20 protein-coding genes are annotated in these 26,501 nt (G+C 40.8%); 10 read left to right on the forward strand and 10 right to left on the reverse strand.

Features of this window, described 5'->3' with window-relative positions; translation table 11 throughout:
* Positions 1-2: 2 nt before the first annotated feature.
* Both BVC89_RS14820 and BVC89_RS14825 read right to left on the reverse strand, forming a co-directional pair.
* Entirely contained in the window at positions 3-1,607 is a 1,605-nt protein-coding gene (locus BVC89_RS14820) for a bifunctional protein tyrosine phosphatase family protein/NAD(P)/FAD-dependent oxidoreductase (RefSeq protein ID WP_086931939.1), read from the reverse strand.
* A gap of 44 nt (positions 1,608-1,651) precedes the next feature.
* Complete coding sequence (locus BVC89_RS14825) at positions 1,652-2,545, reverse strand: MBL fold metallo-hydrolase (protein WP_086931940.1); 894 nt, start codon at positions 2,543-2,545, stop codon at positions 1,652-1,654.
* Between the two features lie 208 nt (positions 2,546-2,753).
* Between BVC89_RS14825 and BVC89_RS14830 the strand changes: the two genes are divergently transcribed.
* Entirely contained in the window at positions 2,754-4,076 is a 1,323-nt protein-coding gene (locus tag BVC89_RS14830; protein WP_216824982.1) for a sigma-54 interaction domain-containing protein, read from the forward strand.
* Positions 4,077-5,131: 1,055 nt separating this feature from the next.
* Positions 5,132-6,211, forward strand: a complete 1,080-nt coding sequence (locus BVC89_RS14835; RefSeq protein WP_086931941.1) for a hypothetical protein — start codon at positions 5,132-5,134, stop codon at positions 6,209-6,211.
* Positions 6,212-6,337: 126 nt separating this feature from the next.
* Here the strand turns inward: BVC89_RS14835 and BVC89_RS14840 are convergent, their stop codons facing one another.
* Positions 6,338-7,654, reverse strand: coding sequence for an amidohydrolase (locus BVC89_RS14840; RefSeq protein WP_086931942.1), 1,317 nt, complete (start codon positions 7,652-7,654; stop codon positions 6,338-6,340).
* Positions 7,655-7,829: 175 nt separating this feature from the next.
* On the opposite strand from BVC89_RS14840, the gene BVC89_RS14845 reads away from it, so the two are divergent.
* Positions 7,830-9,080, forward strand: a complete 1,251-nt coding sequence (locus BVC89_RS14845; RefSeq protein WP_158657959.1) for a PQQ-dependent sugar dehydrogenase — start codon at positions 7,830-7,832, stop codon at positions 9,078-9,080.
* Between the two features lie 31 nt (positions 9,081-9,111).
* On the opposite strand, the gene BVC89_RS14850 is transcribed toward BVC89_RS14845, so the two are convergent.
* A complete protein-coding gene (locus tag BVC89_RS14850) occupies positions 9,112-9,924 on the reverse strand; it encodes a helix-turn-helix transcriptional regulator (RefSeq protein ID WP_086931944.1) in 813 nt (270 codons plus the stop codon).
* A gap of 767 nt (positions 9,925-10,691) precedes the next feature.
* On the opposite strand from BVC89_RS14850, the gene BVC89_RS14860 reads away from it, so the two are divergent.
* From BVC89_RS14860 to BVC89_RS14880, 5 genes are all read left to right on the forward strand, one after another.
* A complete protein-coding gene (locus BVC89_RS14860; protein WP_158657960.1) occupies positions 10,692-12,275 on the forward strand; it encodes a DUF4856 domain-containing protein in 1,584 nt (527 codons plus the stop codon).
* Positions 12,276-12,371: 96 nt separating this feature from the next.
* Positions 12,372-13,604: an imelysin family protein gene (locus BVC89_RS14865; protein WP_158657961.1), complete on the forward strand. Its 1,233-nt coding sequence runs from the start codon at positions 12,372-12,374 to the stop codon at positions 13,602-13,604.
* An 89-nt stretch (positions 13,605-13,693) separates the two neighbouring features.
* Complete coding sequence (locus BVC89_RS14870) at positions 13,694-15,913, forward strand: TonB-dependent receptor family protein (RefSeq protein WP_086931947.1); 2,220 nt, start codon at positions 13,694-13,696, stop codon at positions 15,911-15,913.
* Positions 15,914-15,938: 25 nt separating this feature from the next.
* Complete coding sequence (locus BVC89_RS14875; protein WP_086931948.1) at positions 15,939-16,805, forward strand: sterol desaturase family protein; 867 nt, start codon at positions 15,939-15,941, stop codon at positions 16,803-16,805.
* A gap of 147 nt (positions 16,806-16,952) precedes the next feature.
* Complete coding sequence (locus BVC89_RS14880; RefSeq protein ID WP_086931949.1) at positions 16,953-17,267, forward strand: DUF3301 domain-containing protein; 315 nt, start codon at positions 16,953-16,955, stop codon at positions 17,265-17,267.
* Positions 17,268-17,410: 143 nt separating this feature from the next.
* On the opposite strand, the gene BVC89_RS14885 is transcribed toward BVC89_RS14880, so the two are convergent.
* The gene (locus BVC89_RS14885; RefSeq protein ID WP_158657962.1) at positions 17,411-18,202 is read right to left on the reverse strand and encodes a phytanoyl-CoA dioxygenase family protein; all 792 of its coding nucleotides are present in this window, start codon (positions 18,200-18,202) and stop codon (positions 17,411-17,413) included.
* A gap of 994 nt (positions 18,203-19,196) precedes the next feature.
* Here BVC89_RS14885 and BVC89_RS14890 point away from each other — a divergent pair.
* Positions 19,197-20,285, forward strand: coding sequence for an efflux RND transporter periplasmic adaptor subunit (locus BVC89_RS14890; RefSeq protein WP_086931951.1), 1,089 nt, complete (start codon positions 19,197-19,199; stop codon positions 20,283-20,285).
* A 104-nt stretch (positions 20,286-20,389) separates the two neighbouring features.
* On the opposite strand, the gene BVC89_RS14895 is transcribed toward BVC89_RS14890, so the two are convergent.
* The 5 genes from BVC89_RS14895 to BVC89_RS14915 form a co-directional block, all read right to left on the reverse strand.
* Positions 20,390-20,986 carry a lipid-binding SYLF domain-containing protein gene (locus tag BVC89_RS14895; RefSeq protein WP_173780733.1) on the reverse strand — a complete coding sequence of 199 codons (597 nt, stop codon included), beginning with the start codon at positions 20,984-20,986 and terminating at the stop codon, positions 20,390-20,392.
* A 257-nt stretch (positions 20,987-21,243) separates the two neighbouring features.
* Positions 21,244-22,353, reverse strand: a complete 1,110-nt coding sequence (locus BVC89_RS14900) for a cupin domain-containing protein (protein WP_086931953.1) — start codon at positions 22,351-22,353, stop codon at positions 21,244-21,246.
* A gap of 9 nt (positions 22,354-22,362) precedes the next feature.
* The gene (locus BVC89_RS14905) at positions 22,363-23,190 is read right to left on the reverse strand and encodes a cupin domain-containing protein (RefSeq protein ID WP_086931954.1); all 828 of its coding nucleotides are present in this window, start codon (positions 23,188-23,190) and stop codon (positions 22,363-22,365) included.
* 397 nt (positions 23,191-23,587) lie between these two features.
* Positions 23,588-24,922 (reverse strand): sensor histidine kinase, encoded by a 1,335-nt coding sequence (locus BVC89_RS14910; protein WP_086931955.1) that lies wholly within the window; start codon positions 24,920-24,922, stop codon positions 23,588-23,590.
* The gene (locus BVC89_RS14915) at positions 24,909-25,643 is read right to left on the reverse strand and encodes a response regulator transcription factor (RefSeq protein ID WP_086931956.1); all 735 of its coding nucleotides are present in this window, start codon (positions 25,641-25,643) and stop codon (positions 24,909-24,911) included. Before BVC89_RS14915 ends, BVC89_RS14910 begins: the two co-directional genes overlap by 14 nt.
* 341 nt (positions 25,644-25,984) lie before the next feature.
* Here BVC89_RS14915 and BVC89_RS14920 point away from each other — a divergent pair, with 341 nt between their 5' ends.
* Positions 25,985-26,494, forward strand: coding sequence for a Spy/CpxP family protein refolding chaperone (locus BVC89_RS14920; RefSeq protein WP_158657963.1), 510 nt, complete (start codon positions 25,985-25,987; stop codon positions 26,492-26,494).
* Positions 26,495-26,501: the final 7 nt, after the last annotated feature.

Here is a 26,501-nt window from a genome sequence, read left to right on the forward strand (position 1 = left end):
ACTCAACGTTTTATTGGCTTTGCCAACCATTCATGACCTTTGAGCATGCCTTGCCAATAAATTACTGGCAACATACGTGCTTTTAGAAACCAAGCGAGTTTAGTTGGCTTTAAACCATTATTTATCCAGCTTGGAAAAGTTGGCAGGAGTTTGCCGCCATAACCAAATTCTGCGAGCACTATTTTGCCTCGTTCAACGGTTAATGGACAAGAGCCATAACCATCGTAAGCCGCTGACATTGCTCTTTGATTCATGGAGTCGGTAATATTTTCTGCCACTACTGGAACTTGCTTCCTAACGGCTGCCAGAGTTTTCGCATTGGGAGTATTGAGAGTATCGCCCAACCCCCAAATATTGTCATAACGTGTATGACGCAAAGTATTAGGGTCAACCTCTAACCAGCCCTTGTCATCAGATAATTCACTGTGCTTGATAAAATCTAACGGCACTTGAGGAGGGCAGACATGTAACATATCAAAGTCAGTTTCATTGAAGACCTCATTGCCTTCTTCATCCTTAGATATAAACCATGCCTTTTTATTTTCGCCATCCACTTTCTTCAAGGTTTGATTGAAATTAAGTGTGGCTTGATACTTCTGCATATAAGATTCAAGCGCTGGAAGATAATCTTTTACACCAAATAATACGCCACCAGAATTGTAAAAATGTATGTCGATATTATTGAGTAGATTGTTCTTGAACCAGTGGTCGGCAGATAAATATAAGGCTTTTTGTGGCGCGCCGGCACATTTAATAGGCATAAGAGGTTGTGTGAAAATCGCTTTTCCTTGTTTTAGTTCTGTCACTAACTGCCAAGTATAGGGAGCCAGATCATAGCGATAATTAGAGGTGACGCCATTTTTTCCTAAGGTTTCTGATAAGCCTTCAACGGCTTGCCAGTCAAGCTTTAAACCGGGTGCGATAACTAAGTGTTGGTAATAAATATGGCTACCGTTATCTAGCTGCACTTTATTTTCTGTGGGCTGGAAACCTTCCACGCTTTGTTGTATCCAGGAAACGCCGTCGGGAATTAGATCTTGTGTTTCTCGTCGGGTAGTTTTAACGTCAAAAACACCTCCGCCGACCATGGTCCATCCAGGCTGGTAGAAGTGATATTGTGCTGGGTCTACAATGGCAATGAGTAGCTTAGGTTGCCTTTTTAAAAGGCTGGATGCCATAGCTATTCCACCTGAACCGCCACCGACAATAAGAACATCAAAACGCTCACTGGCGATATTGCTTCGCTTGTTATCTACTTTAGAAGCTGACGAGTCATTGGCTTGGCTTTGTGCTTCTTCCCAAAGGTGAGCCGAGCGCCTGCCCGTGCGGCAATAAGCATGAATATTTTTTCCGGCGTTTTGGTATTTTAAAAACTCTCTGATGTAGCGCTTGTCCATATTACCCATGGTAAAAGGTAAATATATACACTCTATGTTAAAACCTTTGGCTACAGTTTCGATATCATTATATGACGTCTGGTCGGCCGCTTCGCCATCGGGACGATTACAAATTAGGATCTCAATGCCCATGTCAGCAAGTTGAGAAATATCATTAGACGTCAGTTGTCCCGATACCGATACCTTGTTGGAGAGTTGCGTAATATTCATGTTGTTACCTTCTTGTCTCATTATTATGTGGGCAAATTTATGGATTATTTGAACGCGTCTATAGGGATTTTTAAATAAACGGTGTCATTGTTTTCGGGTTTAGGAAAATTTCCCGCGCGCATATTGATCTGTAGTGAAGGCAGGATAAGTCGAGGCATTGATAACGTTTTGTCACGTGCGGTACGCAATTCTACAAAAGCATTTTTTAGCATTTGATTATTAATATGAATGTTTTTTTGACGCTGTTCTTCTACCGTAGTCTGGTATTCTAAGTCCCGCCCATTAGGACAATAGTCGTGACACATAAAGAGCCTAGTTTGCTCGGGTAAACTAAATATTTTCTGAATAGAATCATAAAGAGTGGCGGCGTCTCCACCTGGAAAGTCGGCTCTGGCTGTGCCACTGTCTGGCATAAATAAAGTGTCTCCAACGAACGCTGCATCGCCTATAACATGTGTCATGCATGCGGGAGTGTGGCCCGGTGTTGCAATTGCTTTGCACGTTACATTACCCACTTTGTAAACTTCATTATCTTCAAATAAGTGATCAAACTGCGAACCGTTTCGTTCAAATTCACTTCCCTCATTAAAAATCTTCCCGAACGATTCTTGCACCACCTGTATATTTTTGCCGATGGCGAGCGTGCCTCCAAGCTTACTTTGGATATAAGGTGCCGCAGATAAGTGATCGGCATGTACATGGGTTTCAATAAGCCATTGCACAGTGAGGTGCTTTTTCTCAATATATTCGATAATACGATCAGCGCACTCGAAGCCTATTCCTCCTGAGGCATAATCAAAATCTAAGACCGCATCAATAATTGCACAGCTCTTTGTGGTCGGGTCTTGCACAACATAGGAGAAGGTATTTGAGTCAGAATCAAAAAATGGCGCAACAATAGGTGGCACTGCTGTGGGTGAAACTTCTGATGTAGTCATCTTTCTTACTCTTTTTCCAAGCAAATCAAATAAACGGGTATGTATACATAGTAAAATTGCATAGAGCACAACTTATACCAATTTTGTATAAGCTTATAACTATTTGTTTTTAAAGGGTTTATAAATATCTGACCGTTTTTTGTTCTTGACTTGCTACTGAGACTTTGTCAATTTTGACTGATAACTTTGACAAAAATGGCAAATCTTTATGAAATTGATTGCAAGTGATCGTGCTACCTCACCTCTGAGAAGCATGCTTGAAGGCTACGACTGTCCAGCCATCTTGGTTTCGGTGGACTATCAAATTTTGGCGACCAACAATTTGTATCGCGATGCCTTTGGCGAAATTGAACTCAATCATAAGCCCCGTTGCTTCGAAGTTTCCCACGGCTATAAAGTACCTTGTGATCAAGCTGGCGAAGACTGTCCACTAAGTGCTGCACGCGCATCGGGGCATCGCGAGCGGGTTTTGCATATACATCAAACGCCTCGTGGCCGTGAGCATGTTAATGTGGAAATGCTGCCTATTTTTGATGAAAACAATCGTTTGTCTTTTTTCGTTGAGCTTTTGCGTGCAGTGCCATTAGCCAGTGCCAAGGATTCTGAGAAGAAGCTGGTGGGTATGAGTGAGGCTTTTAATCACATGTTAAGTAAGATCGCCCGTGTGGGGGTTACCGAAACATCGGTTTTATTGCTCGGAGAGTCGGGTACAGGTAAGGAATTAGCGGCACAAGCGATTCATATGGCGAGTGTTAGAAAAGATAAGCCACTAGTAACCTTAGAATGTGCTGGTTTAACTGAATCGCTTTTTGAAAGTGAGCTTTTTGGGCATGTGCGAGGGGCGTTCACCGGGGCGCATAATAGTAAACAAGGCCTGGCAGAATTGGCCAATGGCGGCACGCTTTTTCTCGATGAAATTGGCGATGTGCCATTAAGTATTCAAGTAAAGCTGTTACGTTTATTAGAGAGTGGAAGCTATCGCCCGGTTGGTAGTGCTGAAGTGAAACGTGCCGATTTTCGCTTGATTTGTGCAACCCATAAAAATATTTTAAATATGGTGAAGGAGGGGTCTTTTAGACAAGATTTATATTACCGTATTAATGTATTTCCCATTCGCACACCCTCACTTGCTGAAAGGCAAGAAGATATTCCTTTATTAGTCAAAACACTCATACACCAGATAAGTCCAAATAAAGAGTACTATGTAACAGATTCAGCGATGAAAGTGCTAAGACAACATCACTATGTAGGTAATATTCGCGAACTGCGTAACATTCTAAATCGGGCCATTGTTTTGGCAGACACTAATATGCTAGAAGAGAATATTATTACGGAAAGTATTAGTGCTGATTTTCATCCAGTCGTATCGATAGAAGACGAAGTGGATAGTTTTAATGAACTTGTTGATTTAAAAACAGCAGAAAAAAACTACCTAAGTAAACTTATGGCGAAATTCTCTGGCGATAAAGAAAAAGTATCAACAATTGCCGGTATAAGCATCCGATCATTATATCGGAAATTAGAAGAGTGATCAGAGTCTGTCCTAGGGCCTGTTCACACTAATTTAACCGCTCCTGTTTGCACTCAAAGGCGCTAATCAAGGCGCGAAGAGTGTAGTTTAGTCGCTCTAAATGAGCGATGAGTAACGCAGAGTAGCGCCTTTGAGTGCAAACCCGAATAGCCACATGGATGTGGTGTATTAGGGCAGTGCAGGAGCAACTGCCAAGGGCTGGTAGCATTTTTCCGCCTAGCGTCGTTAACACGCACTTATTTATGCCTGTATGGATACAGGTAATTAGAGCAATGCAGGAGCAATTGCCGAGAATAACTAAACGGCGTTTGTGTTGCCTAGCTAGTCGAAAAAATGCTTACTAGCAGGTGCGATTCCATTAGTGTGAACAGGCCCTAGAAATAAAGCTTAGGCACCATTGTTTGTCATCTTCGCTTTTGTGAAGTCTTTCATAAATTTACTCACTCATCTATTACGCTTTTAGTCACTATCTGTCTATAGATAATATGTTGGCTTTAATTTCCTGCTCTATTGTTTAGCTTTCGTCTAACAAAAAAACATCTCTTAAAAATATTCTGTGTGGTGCTTTACAATTTTAGTGATTGTTTACAATGTATTTGTTCATAAAATCATAAGATTTATTTTTGTTGATTTTTTCGTGACAAAAATTTTATTTATTTTCTTGCGGTCTATCCTGTATCTTTGTTTTTAGGCCTATCAGCAAGCCTTCTAACACACATGTGTGTTTTTGCCTGATGCTGTTTTCTAAGCGTCTATTTTTAGTAAGCCTTTGTCGTCGCTTAGTAATGAAATAACTAATATGAATTATATACTGGCTGTTTTCTTCATAGTGCAACTATCGATTTATATGTTTTCTATTTTTAATTTTTGGCATATCGGGTGTTTGGGTTTTTTATTTCACAAAATAAAAGTTGGTAAAGTTTTCTGTGGTAGATGAAAGCTTAAATTGTTAAGTATTAGTGGTTTAAAACTCTAAGAGATCGACCAAAGAAAAAGAATACGTTGATAAGTAAATTAAAAAAAATTTAATTAATCAGAGACAACGAGGATAAGTAATGAACCATAATATTTCAGCTGTCGAGGGTGTAAAAAACCTCTTTAGTCGAACATGCAAACGCTTGCAAAAAGGCAAACATTTGCTTGCCATACCTGCATTATCAGTACTTGCCGCTTCGGTATCGAATATAGTATCGGCAGACAGTATAAGTCACAGCTTCAAAGCTCAAAAATATCGCTCGGCTTATTCTTACAGATGGCAGCCAACGCAGTCTGTTCGAGGTGTTCCGGTAACCGGCGCTAATCAGTTTTGTGGCCAGCAACGCTGGAGCTTTGAGGATCAAGGCATAGATCCGTTAAGCTTTCGTCAAGTAGCTGCCTATGCACCCGGTGAAGAGTTTCCTACTGTTTTAAGCGCTGAAGTCTGTCCACCAGATGCTATTCTCGCCAGTACTCACGATCCTCAATTAAGTTTTGATCCTCCAGGCCCAGCGCCGGCTATTACCTCAGAGCCAGACTCAAGATTGCAGAATGTTCCTTTACGAGATGTGCCTAAAAATGCGGGCATATTGCAGGGGGGAACAAATGGAATTCGTAATTTTATAGAGCCTGCTGGGGATTTTCCCGTTGATCCTTTTCCTATCGTGCAAACCCGTGATAGTGATCCTATCACCCTTGGCCAATGGGCTAGAGCGAGAGGTCGTTTAACGTTTCGCTGTAACGATGATGGCGGTGCTCAAGTGCGTATTAGAATGCGTAACCTGATTCCCAACGGTGTGTACTCAGTTTGGGGAATATGGAAGACGCCATTACCCAACGGTGTCTTTGTCGATCTACCTGTGCCTTTCGGTGGTGTGCCCAACGCTATTGTACCAGACCGCCACGGTCGTGCGGAGTTTGTTAGAGACTTAGCTTTTTGCCCATCAGAAACCACGGAAAACGAGTCCCAGTTATTGTGGGTAGCGGCAGCTTTCCACTCGGATAGCAATCTCTATGCTGGTGTGCCTGACGCGGCGAACGTGAGTACAACATTTATCAGTAGGGAAGGGGAAACATTTGAGAGTTCATTAAGCTTAATGGTTCATCACGAGCATCTTTCTTTTCCAATCAACTTTACGCGCGATCTTTTCCAGCAGTAAAAATAGGTAAGGCGTGATTTAAAGAAGTCTTAGTTGTGTCGTTGATGATGGTGGCAGGAGCTACTTGTGCCACCATCAGTTTGTTTTAGGCCAAAGGTTGCCAATGGCCTTTTTTATTAATCACCATTATTTTTTCAATAATTCCAATAATGCAATTACGGTTGCTTCAACACCCTTGGTAACGGCAGGTTCAGGGGTAATCTTAAACAGAGGGCTGTGGTGACTTGGAACAGCTGCACCACCAGCTTTTTCCGTTGCAAAATCTTCTTTAGATGTGCCACCTACCGCAAAATAAACAGAGGGAATATAAGGGTCTGTGGTAAAGAAGGGAAAATCCTCAGCTCCCATTCCCAAACGTTTATAACCCTTAGCAAAAGCATCCTCACCCATTTCTTTTTGCCATACCGTTTTTAATCGTTGGGTCATGGGAATATCATTTACTGTGGGCGGTGTGGGTTCATCAGCAATAATAACTTTTGGTAAACGGTCTTCAGGAAGACCCGCGGCACGGCCTATATTTACAGCAACACGTTCGATGGCTTTAATTAAATAATTACGTGTTTCCAAATTATCATTGCGTACCGTTACCTGCAGTTTTGCTTGATCAGAAATAATATTGTGCTTGCTACCGGAATGAAATGATCCAACGGTAATGACAGAAGGCTCTTTGGGCGCTATTTCTCGACTGACAATGGTTTGTAAGGCCATAACAATTTGTGAGCCAATAACAACCGGATCTTTGCCGCGGTGGGGAGAAGCACCGTGGGCGCCAATGCCCGGTACGATAATATCGAGTGTATCCACCCCTGAGTAGGGTGATCCCTCCACAGCCACCAGTTTACCCGCTTCAATTTCAGAGCTGACATGAAACGCCATAGCATAATCAGGTTGACCAAAACGCTTCCAGATACCATCTTGCATCATACTTTTGGCGCCACCAACACGCTCTTCGGCGGGTTGACCAATAAGCATCAAAGTGCCAGACCATTCCTTTTTGTGCTTTGCCATCTGTCTTGCTGTACCTACCAAACTGGTAATGTGAACATCATGGCCGCAGGCGTGCATAACAGGTACGAGGTTACCATCCCAGTCTTTTTGAGTATTAGTCGATGCATATTTTAGTCCTGACTTTTCTTTTACCGGTAGACCATCCATATCCGCCCGCATCATCACTAGTGGGCCCTTGCCGTTTTTCATAATCGCTACCACACCTGTTTTACCGATGCCCTCGGTCACTTCGAAGCCTGCAGCCCTAAGTTCTTTGGCCAGGCGTTTAGATGTCTTAAACTCTAAGTGAGATAATTCGGGGTTGCGGTGAAAGTGCTCAAACAATGGTCCGAGTTTGCTTTGATAGTCTTTAGTGATGTCCTGGGAGAGGTTTTCTAAGGCATAACTCGCTGTCGAAGCAAGAGTTAAAAGTAAAGCGGATGCAAAATGTTTCATGATAGCGATTTCCTATTTTTTATAGGGACGTTTGAGTGACGCATGTCCTCACCGTATACTCTGGGTATAATAAGTGACAAAAGAATAGATAAGGAACAATAATAAATATATTTTTGTCCTATGATCTGATGTTAACAGACCCCAACTTCCATCTTTGACGATGTCGAGCAGAAAAATGAAAATACTTCCCTTCAGTAAATTGTTGATGACCAGCTTGCCTTTGATTACCTTGCTAAGTGCTTGTAATGGTGCTCGGCAGTCGCCCGGCCAGAAAGTTGCTATGGCCGGTGATGATCCTGCGGTTGCTGCCAGTTGTACGGCAGAGAGTTATAATTTGCGTGCCACTTTCACTCAACTACCAGAATTAACGGGTCTGCTGGGTTTGTATCAAGAACCTGGAAAAAATGACCGCTGGTATGCGCTACTGCGCGACGGCAGTATTGTTCGTTTTGACAACGATGAACAGGCCTCTAACGTCGAGACTTTTCTCAAGATCGATAATGTTAAAACAAGGTCAGAAATGGGGATGTTAGGTTTTGCTTTCCATCCCGATTATGCACAAAACGGTAAAGTGTACGTATCATACAACGACCTGGATGAGAAAGGGGATTCGACCATTTCTGAATTCACGTCACTTGGCGGAGCGCCAATAGATTTGGCAACCCAAAAACGCTTGCTAACCCACAGCCAGCCAGCGCAAAACCATAACGGTGGCGATATAAAGTTTGGGCCAGATGGATACTTATATATTGCCCTGGGTGATGGCGGCGCTGCCAACGACAAGTTTGGCCATGGCCAACGTACCACCAGCCTGTTGGGTACAATTCTAAGAATTGATGTAGATAATCCACAGGCCCCGAAAAAATACGGTATTCCTAAAGATAATCCTTTTGTTAACAAGAAAGAGTTTTTACCAGAAATTTACGCTTATGGCCTACGTAATCCCTGGCGGTTTAGCTTCGATCAAAAAACAGGAGACTTGTGGGCAGCGGACGTGGGCCAAAATAAATTGGAAGAAATCAATGTAATTAAGGCGGGTGATAATCTAGGTTGGCCAATTATGGAAGGCTTTGCTTGTTTTCAATCTGCCAGTTGTGACAAGCAAGGCCTAGCACAACCGGTAATGGAATATGCTCATGCTGGCAGACATTGCTCTGTCACGGGCGGCTATGTGCATCGTGGTGAGTCAAGTTCCCTCAATGGCAACTATATTTTTGCCGATTGGTGTTCAGGTGTGGTGTGGCGAAGTTATGCTAAAAACAATACATGGCAAATGGAAGAAATTGCCGATATGTCTTTTTATATTCCTTCTCTTGCCCAGGGCAATGACGGTGAAGTCTATGTTCTGAACATCGAAGGTAATAGGGGAGATGCGATATATCGTGTGCATACCTACACCGATAAAACTCAGAACTGTGCAACTTAGACGTTGCACAAAGGCGCAGGGCTAAGGCTTCTTATAGACTGATAATTTGCATGGATATAGCTTTAGCAACTGCATGAGTGGTATTTCTAACTTCAAACTTCCTGCGGATATTGCATAGGTGTTTGCACACGGTATTTTCGGATATATTAAAGTTGCCTGCAATATGCGCTGGATTTTTGCCTATTGCTGTCCATAGAAGAATGTCTTTTTCCCGTTCACTTAAAATATTGTGGGTTTTCTGAGCTTTTAGTAACCGCGACAGCGATTCATATACATAACTTGCTAAATAATACAGCTCAGGGGTCTTACTTTGTTGTTGCCTCGAATCTTCGTCCAATGAAGATTTTCCATCGAGGTTAATAAAACGCACAAGGCCACAATCACCATTTTTATTCACAAAAGGAGCGTTGAACACGTGACTTAAACCATAGTCTAGTGCGTCGTGGCTCATTTGCAGCTCTTTTGGACTAAGTTGGGTTTTCAGATTTGCAAAGCGGTTGCTGGACCAATTGAATGGGGTCATATGGTGAGTCGCGATACGAACCCCTGGATCTGTGAACATATATTGTTCTGCTTCATAGTGCCGAGTCCATTCATTGTCGTGTTCGCGAATGAAATAGCATATGGGAGCTTCATTAACTCGGTTAACACGTGCAAAAATCGCATAAAAATCAAACTGATATTGGGTGCGGATAAGTGAGCAGACTTTGTTAAGTGTTTTAAAGTCCGAAGCTCTGGTAACTAGTTCGATAAAGTCTTCAAGAGTATAGCTATTAGAGGATACGTAGTAAGAGGGGTTAGCAGAAACGCTTTTTATTTCGCAACCTTGAATAATACGATGCATATTGTTTTCCGTTAGACTGAATGCATTCTAGGGAATGAACGATCATAATAATTAACAACGCAAAGAAACGTTAAGTTATCAAAGCTTCTGTGAAAAAACTATATTCTTTTAAAAAAAAATGGTCTTTCGATTCCAAAATTATTTCGTTTTAACGTCCGAATTTCACAGTACCACCCACACTTAAATACATGAATTTATGAGGCGGCTCTCGTTATCCTGTGGTGGCGCAATAGGGTACCGTCGCGGCCACACAACAACACGAGAAATTTATTTTAAACTTATTTTCCTTTGAGAAATATATTAAAAATCAATAACTTATTTGTATCTTTTGATGCTACTTAATGTTGTTTATTAGCTTTGTTCAAAAGCCCGGCGCTAAATCTATTTATTGTAATTGTCTAAAACTAAAAAAGTATAGGAATATTTTGTAACTTTGTGTTGTAAATCATAAAGTTACAGGTGCAACTTAGATTCTGTTAGATAGTTGCTGATGGACATATATGCCTTTGTTTCTCTACTTTCTTTTTTCTTTCATTTTTCCCTTCCTTAAATTGCGTAATCCATAAATTTCTTTTAGTTAGGTCTCAAAGAGGCCCTCTCATACAAGGAAGTCCTTTATTTTCAATTTCTTGCGTTATACCAAACAAAATCTAGTCTTTAGTTAATGAAAAACTCTATACAATTGATAATTATTATCATTATATAGTAGAATGCGCGCCAAATCTGACAAAAAACAAACAGTTAAGAGTGAACTTGGGGTTAAACCTATGAATATTAGAAATAAACTGGCTATCAGTGTGTCCTTAGCGGCAACTTTGGCTCTTGTGGGGTGTGGTGGCAGTAGTAACGATTCTCCTGCACCTACAGCAACACCAACGGCGACACCTACTCCTACGCCGACCCCGACACCCACAGCAACCCCAACTCCTGGCGGATCAACACCACCAACAACCTACACCTTTGCTGATGGCGCAGGCGCAGATACCGTATCTTATACTGGTCAAACTAAACGACATATTTTCATAGATGATATGGTAAGAACCATGCAAGGCTTGGTTGAAGGGGGCGTGCCGACAGGGGGAACTCCTAATGCTAATGTTGCCGATGCACTTAATTTTTTCTTTCGCTTTGATGGTTCAACCTCTGACACAATCACTTCAACCTTTTCCTTAACTGGTGAGAACTTATTGCCCAATGATGGTAGCAATTTAACTTATGGATCTATCTCCAGCGGCAAAGACCTTGTAGGTAAAATTGCCGGTGGTGATGGTCAAGGTGGTGGTGAAACTACACGCCTCATTAATAATGAATTCTTCGGTTGGCAAACCGGCCTTAATGCCAATGCGTTGCCTGTAGATCTAGTGGACTACTTTTTTGCCCAGCTGCAGGCAGAAGCCACGGATAACGCTACGCCAATGATTCCTGTTGGTGCCACGACAGTGCCTTTAGATACTGTAACTGTTAGCCGTTATGGTCTTGATTATCGTCAATTAATCCAAAAGTTTTTACTAGGTGCTGTGACTTTCTCGCAAGGCACTAACGATTATTTCCAAACGGAATTTGCCAGTGCTAGCAACTTAATGCCTGAAGGCAATAATCCTTACACCGCAGGTGAGCACGATTGGGATGAAGCTTTTGGTTATTTTGGTGCCGCTCGTAATTTCAATGATTACATGGATGACGAGATTGCCGGCAAAGGTGGTCGTGCTGAATATGAAAATGGCTACAACGATGCCAACGGTGATGGACTAGTGGATATCCGCAGCGAATTTAACTTTGGTAACTCCACTAATTGTGCCAAACGTGATCGTGCCACTACGTCTAACCCTAATCCTACAAACTTTACCAAAGATGCTTTTGACGCATTTTTAGCCGGCCGTCAAATATTGAGAGATGCTGCTGTTGCCAATGAACTCACTGCTGCTGCACAGGCTGAGTTAAATATGCATATTGAAGTGGCTTCCACTACTTGGGAGAAATGTGTTGCCGCAACCGTTGTTCACTATATTAACGATGTGCTGGGTAACATGGACGACTTTGACTCGACGACTAATACGTTTTCGAGTTTGGGTAATTTTAAAGATCTGGCAAAACATTGGGGTGAGATGAAGGGCTTTGCTCTAGGTTTGCAATTTAGTCCTGCTTCACCTTTTAGAGAGAGTGATACGACTTTAGCAAATTTGCGTCAAATCTTAACTCTAATGGGAGATGCTCCTGTTTTTCCTGATGGCACGCAAGCGGGACAAGCTTTTAGTGGCGGTATTGCAACTTATCGTGATAATTTATTGACCGCGCGTAACATGTTACAAAGTGCTTATAGCTTTGATGCCACCAATGTAGAAAATTGGTAGTGCATTTATTTATGAGAAGTATTGAAGATTAAAAAAACGGCAAGACTGCACAGTCTTGCCGTTTTAGTATATAAAAGAGAAGAAGGGTTTATCAGTTTGAGACACATAGTTAAAAATATTGCCGTAGTTATATCGTTAACAGGTTTGTTGTCGGCTTGTGTTGGCGATAGCAGCGACGGTGAGGCTGAAAGTTCTGTTGCGGAGAGTTTTGATTTTGTCGGTATGATGGCCAATTATGCAGACAATCTTATTGTGCCTCGCTATACCGCGTTCACTCAACAAGCGCAGGCAGCTGCTGGAGAAATAATGAGCTATTGCAACGCTATTGGCAGTGTATCCGAAGCAGAGCAGAGGGCTAGCGCACAAATGCAGTGGCGAGTGATGATGAATACCTGGCAACAAGCCGAAATATTTATTGTTGGCCCCGCTGCTGAAAATGGTAACGCTGGACGCAATGCTATTTACTCTTTTGCTTCTACTTCTCCCCCTAATACGTGTGCGGTTGATCAGTCCGTCGTGCTTGCACAAGCCAATAGTTTCGACATCTCTGGACGCTCATTTAATTCTCGAGGTTTGGATGCTCTCGAGTATTTATTATTTAACGATAACCTCAACCATACTTGTCCTGTGCAGATTGTTGAGACGCAAAACTGGAATAGCCTAAGTGAGACAGTCCGAAAACAACAACGTTGTGACTATGCACAAGCGGTGGCAGAAGATCTTCGGGTTGCCGGTCAGAACTTAGTCGATAGTTGGTCAATAACTGGGGGCAATTATCGCACTCGCTTTGTAAACCCTTCCAATGCTGAAGAAAGTCTCAATGCGCTATCCGATGCACTATTTTATATTGAGGAAGAAACCAAAGACCTAAAATTAGGTTTGCCTACAGGCATTCAAGCCGGATGCAGTCGCGTCGCTTGTCCTGAAGCTACAGAATCGCCTTTTAGTGAAACCACACTAGATAACATTCGAGAAAATCTATTGGGTTTTCGCGATGCGTTAATGGGAGCAGAGGGGCTTGGATTTGATGATATTATTATTCGTTCAGGCTTTCCTCAGGTGGTAGAAAACTTTAATACCAATATAGATGCATCGTTAGCGTTAATTGCCAATACTGAAGAGTCCTTGCTCGATCAATCTCAAGCACTATTAGCCAGTGGCAATCGTACCCAATGTAACAACAGCGCAGCTAATCCTGAAAATGACCAGACGATTCCTATTTGTAGTTTGCAGGGGTTAGTTAAACGTATTACCGATAGCTTGCGCATCGACTTTGTTACTATCGTCGACATAGATCTACCGGATCGCAGTCAATCGGATAACGATTAAAAATTATTTCTTTAGCGAGTTAATATAAAAAAGCTGTTAATTCTATCGGGCTTTGTTTAATCAAGTCGCGTTGTAAAATGTAGAAATTTATGTACAAAAAAAATCAATTACTCAAAATATGTTATGCCATAAGCTTGGGCTCTAGCTATTGTGCTTACGCGCAAACAGACACGCAACAAGAGAGCGGGCAAATTAACGCCCTGGAAGAAGTTTTCATTACCGGAGGTCAAGAGCGGCTGCGGACATTGGCAGGCTCTGGAAGTTTTCTCGATGGAGAAACGATTGCGCAATTTGATTCGACGGATATTAATGATTTAATTTCCCAAGTGCCGGGCGTTTACATTCGCTTTGAAGATGGCTATGGCTTGCGCCCTAATATTGGCATTCGCGGTGCCACCTCTGACCGCAGTCAGAAATTGACGATTATGGAAGACGGCATCTTAATTACGCCGACACCATATTCAGCACCTGCAGCGTATTATTTTCCTAATGTTAATCGTATGGAAGCCGTTGAGGTGGTAAAAGGGCCATCGGCAATAAAACACGGCCCTCATACAATTGGTGGTGCTGTTAATCTTGTGACAAGGCCAGTAAAAGATGAGCGGCAAGGGGAGTTTGGTATCACCTATGGCTCAGATAATTTTCAGAAGTACCGCGCTTTCTATGGTGATAGTGGTGAACAATGGGGATATTGGGTAGATGCACTACATTACGGTGCTGATGGCTTTAAAGAGTTAGATAATGGCGCTGATACGGGTTTTGAACGCAATGATTTTAATGCAAAAATTCGTTGGCGCAGTAAGCCAGATGCCGAGATTCAGCAACAGCTTGTGGTTAAAATTGGCTATGCTGATGAAGATTCTGATGAGACTTATTTAGGTTTAACAGACAGTGATTTTGCCCTTACGCCTAATAGGCGTTATGCCGCCAGTCAGTTGGATGGTTTTGATTCTGATCATGAGCAGCTGCATGTCTTGCACTCTGTTGATTTTAATAATGATTGGTCTTTATTTACACGGGCGTATGTCCAGCGTTTTTCCAGGGCCTGGAACAGGTTTGATGGTTTTGTGTCTTCAGGGCCAGGTCAGGCACCCATCGCAGCGATTGATGTTTTATCAAGAGCAGATGCCTTTCCAGGTTTAATTTCTTTATTGCGCGGCGATATTAGCTCTAACGGTAACCGCAGCTTAGTTGTGGACGTAACCAATAATGACCGTGATTATGGTTCCCGGGGGATATCGTTCAACGCGCAATACGATGGTGATATTGCAGGCATCGATCATATTTTAGAATTTGGCGTGCGCTTTCATCATGACTATATCGAACGTAACCATACCTTCCGAGGCTACTTTGTTGAAGATGGTGTTTTAGTATTTGATGGTGTAGAAGATCGTCAGCCAAAAGATTTAAATGAAGCAAGAACCGATGCTCTCGCTCTGTTTATTAACGATGAGTTTTCCATTGCTGACCTTAAAGTAAATATTGGTGTACGTTATGAAAATATCGAAGGAGAGTTTGACGATAGTTTGAATAATGTGCAGCGAGAGCGTTCTCAGGATGTAGTCACACCAGGTATTGGTGTGCATTATCAGTTGAGCGATAACTTAGGTTTATTAGCGGGAATTTATAAAGGTTTTTCTCCTGCCGGTCCAAGCTCTGATGATAGTGTTGATCCCGAAGAGGCGGTTAACTACGAATATGGCTTGCGCTATGACAACGGTACTTTTACTGCAGACGTTATCGGTTTCTTTAGTGATTACAGTAATTTGATTGGGCGTTGTCGTGCTTCGGATAGTGGTTGTAACGATGGCGATGAATTTAATGGTGGAGAGGTAGAGGTATCTGGTGTCGAAGTTACATCCCACTACGCAATATCTCTTGGCCAAACCCTGTCATTGCCTATCGATCTGACATACACCTATACGGAGTCTGCTTTTCAAAGTAGTTTTCAATCGAGTTTTTCCCAGTGGGGTGTTGTTAACAAAGGCGATCGTTTGCCTTATTTGCCGGAAAATCAACTGCGCTTGCAGGTAGGGATTGAATCAGCTAACTGGTCGGTCACTGCTGTGGCGAAATATATCGATGAGTTGTTGGAAGTACCGGGGCAGGGGGCTTTGGTAGAAGGTCAATTTACCCCATCGTATACCACTTATGATCTCGCCGCTGATTGGCAATTAACAGAGCGTTTTAATGTTCAACTGATTGCTGAAAATATCGGAGATAAACAAGTCATTGTGGCGCGCAGACCTTTTGGTGCGAGACCTAACCAGCCGCGTATTGTCAAAGCTGGGGTTACCTATAAATTCTAGTGATGGCAGATTCTAGCGACACAATATGAATATTGACCTGATATCTTGGCTGAGCTTAAGTCTGCAAACAGTGATCGATCCAAGTCGACGTTTGTTTTGGGGCTTTATCGTTTCAGCTGTGATATTAGTTGTGTTGCAATGGCTGTGGTTAGGCAAACGTATTACCTGGCGCCGTGTTCGCGCTACCTTTTTTGCCAAAAAATATTGGTTGACCTATTCCACTCTGACAGATGTTAGCTATACCTTTATTAATACGGCTATTCGCTCATCGCTTTTGATTCCTTTGTTTGGCTCTCATTTAGTGGCAACGTTGTGGGTGGGACGCAGTTTGCAAGGCCTGTTTGGTGACGGGCCAGATCTTGTTTTACCTTGGTGGTTAATTGCCACCAGTTATACCTTAGTTTTCTTTGTGGTTGAAGATTTTAGTCGCTTCTATTTGCATCGTATTATGCATAAAGTGCCTTTTCTATGGCGGTTTCATAAAGTTCATCACAGCGCTACTACCCTGACGCCTCTGACATTGCACCGTGTACACCCTGTTGAAATGACCTTATATTATTTAAGGGGCACGATAGTTTTTAGTGTGGTTAGCGGTGTTTTTATTTATCTGGCGGGACGCAAACTCAGTGCTTTGGATATTCTAGGTGTTGATGCGCTAGGGTTTTTGTTTAATGTTGCCGGTGCAAATTTGCGTCATTCCCATATTTGGTTAAGTTTTGGCGTGTTTGAACGATGGTTAATTAGTCCAGCTCAACATCAGATCCATCATAGTAGTGATGTTTGCCATCACGATAAAAATTTTGGTACTTGCTTAGCTTTCTGGGATAAGATTAACGGTTCTTGGCTGAAATCAGGTACACCTAAACGTCTGAGGTTTGGTATTGCGGGCTAGCGCTCTGTGGGGTATTGCGGGCTAACGTCCTGTGGGAAATTACGACTTATTAATGCTTAAAGTCTTAAGACTTAGCCTCTGGGTTTTCTTTTATACCTCGTTATAATGTACTACCTCTAAAATCATACACGGCCCTAGTATTGTCAAATGACCATTTATGATGTTTTTTTAGCCACAATTTTTTTTGCGTTGATATATGCCCTTTGGGTGCACGCTAATATGAGTAATGCGGCAAGATTAGCTGCCAAAAAACACTGCCAGCAAGTAGGCGTTCAGCTGCTTGATCAGAACGTTATTTTAAAACGTATTTCCATCGCTCGCTCAAAAGCCTCTCTATTCGCTTTTAAGCGCCAATATATCTTTGAATTTTCGACAGTGGGAGACTTTCGCTACAAAGGCTATATCACTTTGTTAGGAAATAGAATCGAAGATATTGAATTAGCTCCTTACAAAGTGCTGTAGATATATTATCTGGCAGCACATGGACGAAGACTTCAATACCCGGAGGGCATAAATACCCGGAGGGCATAAATACCCGGAGGGCATAAATACCCGGAGGGCATAAATACTCGGAGGGCATAAATACCCCAAAGGCATAAAAATCGTTAATGCGGAAGAGGTAAATCTAGAGGGTTGTCAGATCTTGACCCTTTGATCGCCATATTAGAATCTTTACGATAGGTAAATACCAGAGAGTATTTTGTGTCTTGACTATAATTTCTACTGGCGCGGTGAAGCAGGCGACAATGAAAAAAGAGCACATCCCCAGGGTTTAACTGAAGATGTTTGGCGCGTTCAATAAATGGGCGATTGCTATCAATATCTGCCCGAAAGAAGGTATCCTCATCAAACTGGTCGCTAGAAAAGTTTTCAAGATGACTGCCCGGTATAACAACTAGGCCTCCATTGTCACTGTGTTCAGCACCTAATGCCAGCCATACGCTAATTAATTCTGGTGCCTGAAAAGACCAGTAACGTATGTCTTGGTGCCAACCAGTATCACTGCTATAGTTTGGTGATTTTGTCATCAAACAGTTATGATGAGATTGGCTTAAAACTATGTTTTGCTCAGTGAATAACTGTCTTAACAGGTAACTGAGATGTGCATTTGTTGCCCATTTACGCCAGAGCTCGTGGCGCTGACAAGCTTTAAGTAAACGCCGAACAGTATTGCCTCCTTGATTGCTAAGGCTTTCAGGGGCTCCTGGATAGCCTAACTGTGCTTCAAGTTCTAGTGGTTGCTCGGCTTCTCTAAGCTGCAATCGCGCCAAGCTTTGCATCTGGTCAAGAGCTTCATCTGTAAGCAGTCCTGCTGCTAAACCTCCTATGACAATATAACCGTCACGTAAAAATGCTTCTATTTGCTGAGGCGAAAATTCGATATTATTTTTTCTCACAATATATACAACTAAAACACTATAGCCAATATTCAAAAAATATTACGGAGCCTGAGTATTAATCGCTTAAGGGAAGGGATGCTTAGAATCATGTCTTTGTGCATAATAATAAGCCTAAAACCTAGAGATTAGAGCAAGCCTGTAAAAAGCTTGCAGTATATCCTCTAAATGCTTATTTATATAGCGTTTAAACTTGTAAGACTATATACCCACTCAGTTAAATACTTATGCGATTTATCGATAGAGTTTATCTAGAGCCTCAGGAATTAGAATGCTCGATTTAGTGATAAGCACATCAGATTCAATTGTACGTTTTCAATGGGTTCGCAGTTTAAAGTACTTATAACTAATCTTAAACTTTCATTGGATGCTTCTTAACTAAATAAACCAGCGTTTAATGACAAGACAATTTTGGCGTTCTATAAATAAACATCTATATATTCCATGGTAGAATTGTAGAATATACATGCGAAAAGAAATATATAGTTAGCATTTGTTTTTTGGCATTAAGTCAAGTTAACGAGCTTGCACTAATCATAACGCATACTAAATACAAATAGTGTAGTTTATGAATAGTGGCCATGTCTTTACCACAAGATGTATTACAACAAAAGATACAATGACATCTTGTTATTGCGCCTCAACCTGAGGTTTATGAATATTTTGGCCTTTATAAGGCTATATTCATAATAATGATGCTTTGGTTAAATAAAATATTGGTTTTGAAGTAGTGAATATATTCATTAATAAAAATATCCTTGATTCAATCTTGAGTGCCTTTCCTACCTTACCTTTCATTCAGTATTTGAGACGATATTGAGGCGTTGCCTCATACCCCATACTCATCGGGGGGAGTCTGAATATTTCATTTGTTAAATTAACCTTATGTTCCTTTTTAAGTATCTTAGAAATGATGAAATGGCATATAATGCCGCCAAATAAATATTGGTATAAAATCTAGGGCCTTTTGTTTGTTATTGAGGATAACTTTTACATGTTCATAAATAGCTTTCTAAGCTTAAGTATTCTTGCGCTATTAGTGGCAATACTGCCATCCTGTGATAATCAAGAGGTTCCACAAGTACTGAAAACTGAAGTGCAGACGGTTAAGTTTATTCGAATCAGTGATACAGGACAAACAAAAACAAAAGACTTCTCGGTCACTATTGACGCTGTTAAAACTCTAAACTTAGGCATTGATTCTGATGGGGTGTTAGAAAAACTCACTGTTAAAGAGGGGCAAGTGATTAATCGTGGTGACCTAATAGCACAACTTGATCAAAAGGGTTTACCAACTACCTTAAGGAATGCTGAAGCTTATTTTGAGCAACTAGATAAACAATATCGCGATGTAATTGATTTCAATGAAGAGACTGATTCGTCAAAAACAGATGAGTATGCATCTCTGGAGTTAGAGTGGTGGCAAGCAAAGTCAGATCTCGAAAAAGCGCAGCAACAGCTTGATAAGATAAGCTTATACGCACCTTATGATGGTGTGGTTATTAGAGTTATGGCCACACCATTGCAGACAGTTAGCGCGGGACAAGTATTGGTAGAGGTGATGAGTGATGATCTTATGAGTGCAAAGTTTGACTCGGCAGATGAGTTCTCTGCGTTTTTTGCTAAGGATCAAAAGCGGTTTATAGACCTAAAGCAGGCGTCTATCGTTATAGCATCTCAACAAAACCATGTGATTGATATACCTCTGAGTCAGGTCCAACCTTCAATGGATAATTTCTCTTCTATGCAAAGCTCAGGGCAAAACTCAGGCTTTACATTTAAGCCGCCCGAGGACTTTATCGTCTTTCCACAAACAAAAGCGATATTGCACTTAAGTTATATCGACACCACTGAACCATTAAGGGTGACGCTGCCGTTGGATGCTGTATCCAGCGATGGTACTCAAGCATTCGTTTGGGTAATTGATACTGAAACAACGACAATTAGCAAACGCGTGGTTTCATTGCAGCCAAGTATTGAGAAGTCGCTCACCATCACTAAAGGTCTTAGTATGGGGGAAGTTATTGTCGGTTCCCATGCTTCTTATCTTGCAGAAGGTATGCAAGTTAGAGAAGAAAAATAAAGCATCACCTATTGATTAAAAAACACTTTAATATTTTTATAGAACATATAAAAACGGCGTTTTTCTTCTGAGGTTCAAGAAGTAAAGGCTCAGAGTTGAGCCTATTAACCTTGCACAGCCTGTTTTTTGTAACTATATTTTTGGCCATTAATGCTTGCCTCATACATTAAACCGCCTTTTCCGACAGTTAATACCGCCATGCCTTTAAAGTAAGACGTTGATGAGGATTGAGACGAATCAGAGGGATGTAAGCTTTTGCTTGCGTTGCTTCCTGTGGTGCCGACAGAAGCACTTGCTCTTGCGCTAACTGCAATGGCAGAGGCATCAGCTCCGAACTCAAAATTGCCTGATATAAACTCTTCATAAGCACGTTTATCTTGGATAAAAACTATTTGAGAATAGGCCTGGCCTCCCAACTGAAGACCCACCGATAGTTGTTTCATGGAAACTTTGCCGGTTACCTGGCCGTCTTTGTATAGTTGGCCTTGACCGTAGGCTGCACCAACAATAAGACCACCTTTACCTATTGTTGGAAACACTGCATAAGCGTAAGCAGACTGGAAAAATTTTTCACCGATAGTGGTCTTTTTAAAGTTATTAATGGTATCGCTGTAGGCATTGGTACCTGCGTGTAATACTTGCACGTAACCAAGGAAAAGAAACAATGAAATGAGAGCTTTAGTCATGATGTGCTTTAACATAGTGTATCTCCTCGCCATAGATGACATTGCACCGATAGTAAAAACTCTTTTGTGTACAAATACTGAATAATGCTTATTAGATTTCTATGTTGATGTTAAGGTTCTTATTTTTATGTGAGGAGCTTCACACTATTGTGTATTTTAATTGCACAAACACAGAGGAAAGTAGAGGTTCAATAATGGTGTGAGAGAGGGAAAATACAATATATAGTCGTTTGTATTTTCCTCATGAATATAGCGTCAATCTATATTTACCTCTATGTGTAAGCGCCCTTGGCCATAGCAGTGCATAGTTGGTTTAACTTGGACCACCCTGTGATTAATATCGTTAACAGTTTCTCAATATTTAAATCTGGTATAGTCTTAAGTGCCTCCACACCCATAAAAAAATGTTCCTCATCTTCTTCTTCGTGTAGTGCGAAATGTGCACTGACGGGCATATCTTGTACGACCTTACTTACTTTGGCATGCGCAAGTTGGCCACTGCCTTCTAAGACAAAGTGCATCAGTACTATCTTTTCACTTTCAGATAACACTTTCATTGATTCTTCAAACCAATTAGCCGTCTCTATAAGCTCTTGGCTGATATTTTTTAGTTCAGGGTTACCTCGTAATTTTGCAAAGTTGGTGTCATGATCTTTTTCTTCCTCAAGATGATCGAGAGCGAGTTTGATCTCTATTTCTTGTTTTGCATTAGCTACCCGGCATCGAAGGATATCTTGAAAACGGCTTGAAAAATATTGTAGATGGTCGAGAAACCTTTCAAGTACTATGTTGTTTTTTATCTCATCACTTTTCAGTAGTAAGAAAAAATCATTTTTTTGATAATCTTGCATGAAAAACTCATGAGCTTTCATCAATAGGTCGATGTGATTAAGATCTTTATGTTGTTCACTATCAAAACTTACGCGAGGAGAAGCGATATTTTCATATAGCCCAAGACTTTCAGTTTGGATCGAAAGTGCCCAAAAACCATTATTTCCCGCACCACAAAAGCCATGTAAGCAATTGGGAGGTACGACAACAATCGCTCCTGCTTCAAGGCTGCCACTTATATCGCCAGTACAGTAGCCTTCGCCATCGCATACGATAATCAAGCTACTGGTCGGATGAGAATGCACAGCAAGGGTTTCACCTTTAAGTAGCCTGACCCAGCTGAAAGATGTGCGCTGAGGAATTTCAGGTAAAAAACTAGCGAGGACAGGATCTTTTCTAAAGTCTTTAACAATACCTAGATTATGTTCTTCTCCATCAACGGTTACTGATGTAATTGATGGAATATCACTTCGTTTGACGATAGTCATAGCCAGATTAATATTATGGTGATCATCGGCATTACTTACTAGAGAGGGGGTAATAGTATTCATATTCTTACCTTAGTTTTTAACTTCAAGTGTTAATATTGTTAGAGGAGTGTGTTGGTTATTGGAAAAAACCATATCGTGGTGTTGCCAGAATGCATAACCAGATTTAATATTTATATCAGTCGCTAATGATGTTGTACTAAAATTAATACTGCCTTGACCAGAACACACCATAATTAAACGCTTTGAATCTTTTTTGGGGGCTTTTAAGTTTTTTATGCTATCAACTTCATGCCAACAAAAATCAGTATTATCTGGCAGTATATCTTGTAAGGTTTTATTCGACTTAAATGTAGCTTTTGCGTGGTTTTTTTTATCCGATATTTCCGTAGCGCTTATGCATTGAAGCTGCCGTTCAGACAGAGAAGGTAGTATCGTTTCATCATCATTAAAAACGGTGAGGGGATCAATGGCATTTTCGAATATTGCAATGTGGTGAAACTGTATTGAGAGAGCCCAAAATCCATCAGGAGCTGCACCTGTAAATCCGTGTTCATTCCATGCAGGAATAACAATAGCATCCCCACCTTTGAATTTTATTTCACTGTCGCCTTTAGATCGACCATTTCCCTCAACTGCAATAACCAAGCTCGCAATAGGGTGTCTGTGAGTATCTAGAGTTTCTTGTGAATTTAAATGCGTCCAACTTATTGATAAATCCTTTGGTATATACTTAGCAAGTTCTTGATTATCTTTAAAATTTTTAACAATACCTAAGTTTCTATCTTCGCCTTCTAGATACATCGATGACAGTCCATGCATATCATCTCTATCTATGATGTTGATATTGCTTAACATGTTATTTATATGTGTGTTACATATTTCTGCTTTTTCTAGCATGATTTCTTACTCATGTTGTTTAAGTACATAAAGCTATGAATCAATAATTATTGTTATTATTGATTAATAGTTTTTGAGGATAGGTTTTTCTATGCAGGTTGCGGTGTCTATGTTTTGTCTTGCCTGTCTTTTGCAAACAAACCGGGAACAACCTGTAAGACCGCTTTTGATTGATACTATAGTTTCAAATTTTGTAAATAATCACTAAAGTTTAAAGAAATGATAAATATCGAGACAGATCTTGGGTTAACTATTAACGCTAAGAAAAATGAGGATGTTTATAACTTAGATATTTTATATTTTTTGTTTTTTGTCACATTATTCTAATAGTGTTTTTGTTAATAGTCGACTATGCATCGATAGAATATTGTTAACAATTTAGGGGGGCTGATTTGTTTTATTTATCGGCCCCCTTGTTGAAACGAAGCACTACAATTAGCCCGCCTTTGGGGTGATTATTAAGAGTGAGTTCACCTCGGTGTTGTGCCATCGCTTTTTGTACTATGCTTAAGCCCAGGCCAAAACCATCCGTGTGCATTTTGTTGCCCGATCGAAAAAAGGGTTGTAGTAATTTCTCTTTTTCATAGCTTAATACTCCAGGGCCGTAGTCTCTTATGGATATTTCAATAGAATCTTTTCGTTGATGCAGATGTATGTCAATAGGCGTATTTTCAGGTGTGTATTTACATGCATTGCGTAAGATATTCTCTATTGCAGATTCCACTAGCTCCTCGTAGCCATCTATAAATATAGGCATATTTTCAGTTTCGAAATACTCGGTTTTTTTATTGGGAAATTCTAGTTTGAGGTTTTCTAACTGATTCCTTATTGTTTCTGACATATCGATACGGCTTAGCTTATAATCCTTTTTATCAATACGAGAGAACTCTAGTATGCTTTGAATTAACTGGTCTATACGCTCGCACTCTCTATTCATTTGTCCTACTAGTCTCACTTCATTAGTGTTTTTCTGGTCGATCAAGCCGACAGCAGCCTGTATGCGTGCCAGAGGTGCTCTCAATTCGTGAGATACATCGTGCATTAGACGAGTTTGAGATTGAATATTTTTCTCTACTTCTTTAATCATAAAGTTAAAGTCGCGGGACAAATCTCCAATTTCGTCACCGCGAAATAATAAGTCTTCTCCAATACTTAAACTCATATCGCTATTAGCGTAGTTACGGCTTATTTTTCCAAGCTTTTTAAGAGGTCTTATGATACTCCAACTAAGAATCAAGCTAACTAAGGCTGAAGCAATTAGCATAAGAATAAACTGTACAGTTTTCAGACGCTCAATAGCGGTTAGAAAAAAACGGGGAGTGGCTTTAAGTAATATTGTGACTGTATATGTGTTGCCATTATCACTCACTACCTCAAATGAAGTGTTATTACCTTTTTGTAAGCCCTTAGGTCGAAATTGAAATATTAGTTCGTCGTCGTTGGTTATTTTTATCGGGCGCTCAAGGCCGAGTTGGCGTTTTAATGACAAGAAATTAGCGTTTTTACGCTTTATCGATTTCTCTAATGTGTTAATTTTTTTAGGGTTGATTTCATATATTTTAATAATTTTTTGGGCTACAGTTTCTGCATTTTGTTTGCGCCTTTCATTAAAATCAAGATCTTCAACAGAATATATAACGAAATAGGTGGTCGCTAATATCATAGCGACACAAGTAATCCAGAAAGCGAAGAAAATCTTCCAGAATAAGCCCTTTATCTTAATTATGTTCATGAGACTCTGCCAGCATCTGATAGCCTACACCACGGATGGATTTTATAATCTCACCTGCACCGCCGCTAGCAATTAACTTCTGTCTTATTCGGCTGATATGTACGTCAATACTGCGATCATAAGCGCTAAGCTTACGTTGCAAAACACGCTCGGTAAGTTCACTTTTCGTTAGCATTTGACCGGCCGATTGCATAAGCAGTTGAAGTAAATTGAACTCGGCACTTGTCAGCGATAATTTTTGGCCATTTAGGGATACTTCTAGTGTGCCTTTATTTAACGTGATGTTATGTAAGCTGATTTCGTTTGCAAGGGGGGCTGTAGCTGCGACTTGTTCGGGATTATGCTTGGTTCTGCGTAATAAGGCTTTTAAGCGCGCCGATAGCTCTCGTGGGTTGCATGGCTTACCGAGATAGTCATCAGCTCCCATTTCTAGCCCGACAATTTTATCGACATCATCTCCGCGCCCTGTAAGCATGATAATAGGAATCTGGCTGCTTCGCCTAACTCTTTGTAATACGTCAAAACCTGACATTTCCGGCATCATTATGTCGAGAATCATGACATCATAGGCGTAGCCCACGGCATCTAGCTGATTCAGAGCATCCTGCCCACTATGTGAAAATTTAACATCGAAGCCTTCGTTGCTTAAAAATTCGCCTAGCAATTCACACAGAACAGTATCGTCATCGACAAAAAACACTGTATCGGGATCGGTATTCATACTTAACTTTATCCAATGTAATAATGGGGAAACTTTTATATTATATATTTAGCTCTTGCTAATTTGCTTACACAGGCTATGAGAATAGCTGGTCTTGAAACTATATTCTTGTGATTCTTTTGTACGGCATGTGCTATCGATCTCTTAAGATAGTGGTATATAGAGTAAATTATACGACCTTTAAGGTAATATGAGTCAGTCCAACTCTCAAATATAAACTATGTTGTCCTTTCTATAGGTGAAACTTTACTTAACTATACATTTGTTCAACCCAACTTAAATTTTACTTGCCTCACACTTAATGTGTGATTTTCATGCATTTTGAGGAGAGGTATATCGTTATGAAAAGAGTTATTTGGCTTATCGGTTCTATATCAGTTTTTGTGCTGGCTCTGTCTGCTTATGCCAATGCTGATAGTCAACATTATTTCGCCTTTACGGGTGAGCAGCATATAGCAAAAGCATTGGCGCTTACAGACCAGCAAAAATCTGAAATAAAACGTATTCGATCTGAGCTTAAAAATACCCGGCAAGAGTTAAGAAGTAGGGCGCGGCATAAAAACCTGTTTGCCTTAGATCCCAGTGACTCAGATTATTCTGCGCAGGTGTCATTATTGGCCGATGAAAAAGCCGAGCGTATGAAAACTAAAATGCTTGCTAAAGCAAATGCTGAACGAGAAATTTATCAGTTGCTGACACCAGAGCAACAAGAAAAATTTACCGCGCTTAAGCAAGAAAGGAGAAAAGTGCGAAAAATGGCTAAGCGTAAAGCTAGAATCGAAATGAAGCTACGCCGTAAACTTTCCTGTCATGATACCGGCGATGCTATTTGCAGGTGCTGCGCCTCATAAAATATTG

Origin of the sequence: Agarilytica rhodophyticola (genome assembly GCF_002157225.2) — a bacterium.
Classification (GTDB): domain Bacteria; phylum Pseudomonadota; class Gammaproteobacteria; order Pseudomonadales; family Cellvibrionaceae; genus Agarilytica; species Agarilytica rhodophyticola.

Bases quoted from the DNA above. Each gene is read 5' to 3' on its own strand.
- BVC89_RS14860 (WP_158657960.1), top strand. From the start codon at position 10,692: ATGAATATTAGAAATAAACTGGCTATCAGTGTGTCCTTAGCGGCAACT.
- BVC89_RS14915 (WP_086931956.1), bottom strand. From the start codon at position 25,643: ATGAATACCGATCCCGATACAGTGTTTTTTGTCGATGACGATACTGTT.
- BVC89_RS14830 (WP_216824982.1), top strand. From the start codon at position 2,754: ATGAAATTGATTGCAAGTGATCGTGCTACCTCACCTCTGAGAAGCATG.
- BVC89_RS14845 (WP_158657959.1), top strand. From the start codon at position 7,830: ATGAAAATACTTCCCTTCAGTAAATTGTTGATGACCAGCTTGCCTTTG.
- BVC89_RS14900 (WP_086931953.1), bottom strand. From the start codon at position 22,353: ATGAATACTATTACCCCCTCTCTAGTAAGTAATGCCGATGATCACCAT.
- BVC89_RS14875 (WP_086931948.1), top strand. From the start codon at position 15,939: ATGAATATTGACCTGATATCTTGGCTGAGCTTAAGTCTGCAAACAGTG.
- BVC89_RS14910 (WP_086931955.1), bottom strand. From the start codon at position 24,922: ATGAACATAATTAAGATAAAGGGCTTATTCTGGAAGATTTTCTTCGCT.
- BVC89_RS14820 (WP_086931939.1), bottom strand. From the start codon at position 1,607: ATGAATATTACGCAACTCTCCAACAAGGTATCGGTATCGGGACAACTG.
- BVC89_RS14895 (WP_173780733.1), bottom strand. From the start codon at position 20,986: ATGTTAAAGCACATCATGACTAAAGCTCTCATTTCATTGTTTCTTTTC.
- BVC89_RS14835 (WP_086931941.1), top strand. From the start codon at position 5,132: ATGAACCATAATATTTCAGCTGTCGAGGGTGTAAAAAACCTCTTTAGT.
- BVC89_RS14850 (WP_086931944.1), bottom strand. From the start codon at position 9,924: ATGCATCGTATTATTCAAGGTTGCGAAATAAAAAGCGTTTCTGCTAAC.
- BVC89_RS14920 (WP_158657963.1), top strand. From the start codon at position 25,985: ATGAAAAGAGTTATTTGGCTTATCGGTTCTATATCAGTTTTTGTGCTG.
- BVC89_RS14825 (WP_086931940.1), bottom strand. From the start codon at position 2,545: ATGACTACATCAGAAGTTTCACCCACAGCAGTGCCACCTATTGTTGCG.
- BVC89_RS14870 (WP_086931947.1), top strand. From the start codon at position 13,694: ATGTACAAAAAAAATCAATTACTCAAAATATGTTATGCCATAAGCTTG.
- BVC89_RS14840 (WP_086931942.1), bottom strand. From the start codon at position 7,654: ATGAAACATTTTGCATCCGCTTTACTTTTAACTCTTGCTTCGACAGCG.
- BVC89_RS14890 (WP_086931951.1), top strand. From the start codon at position 19,197: ATGTTCATAAATAGCTTTCTAAGCTTAAGTATTCTTGCGCTATTAGTG.
- BVC89_RS14880 (WP_086931949.1), top strand. From the start codon at position 16,953: ATGACCATTTATGATGTTTTTTTAGCCACAATTTTTTTTGCGTTGATA.
- BVC89_RS14905 (WP_086931954.1), bottom strand. From the start codon at position 23,190: ATGCTAGAAAAAGCAGAAATATGTAACACACATATAAATAACATGTTA.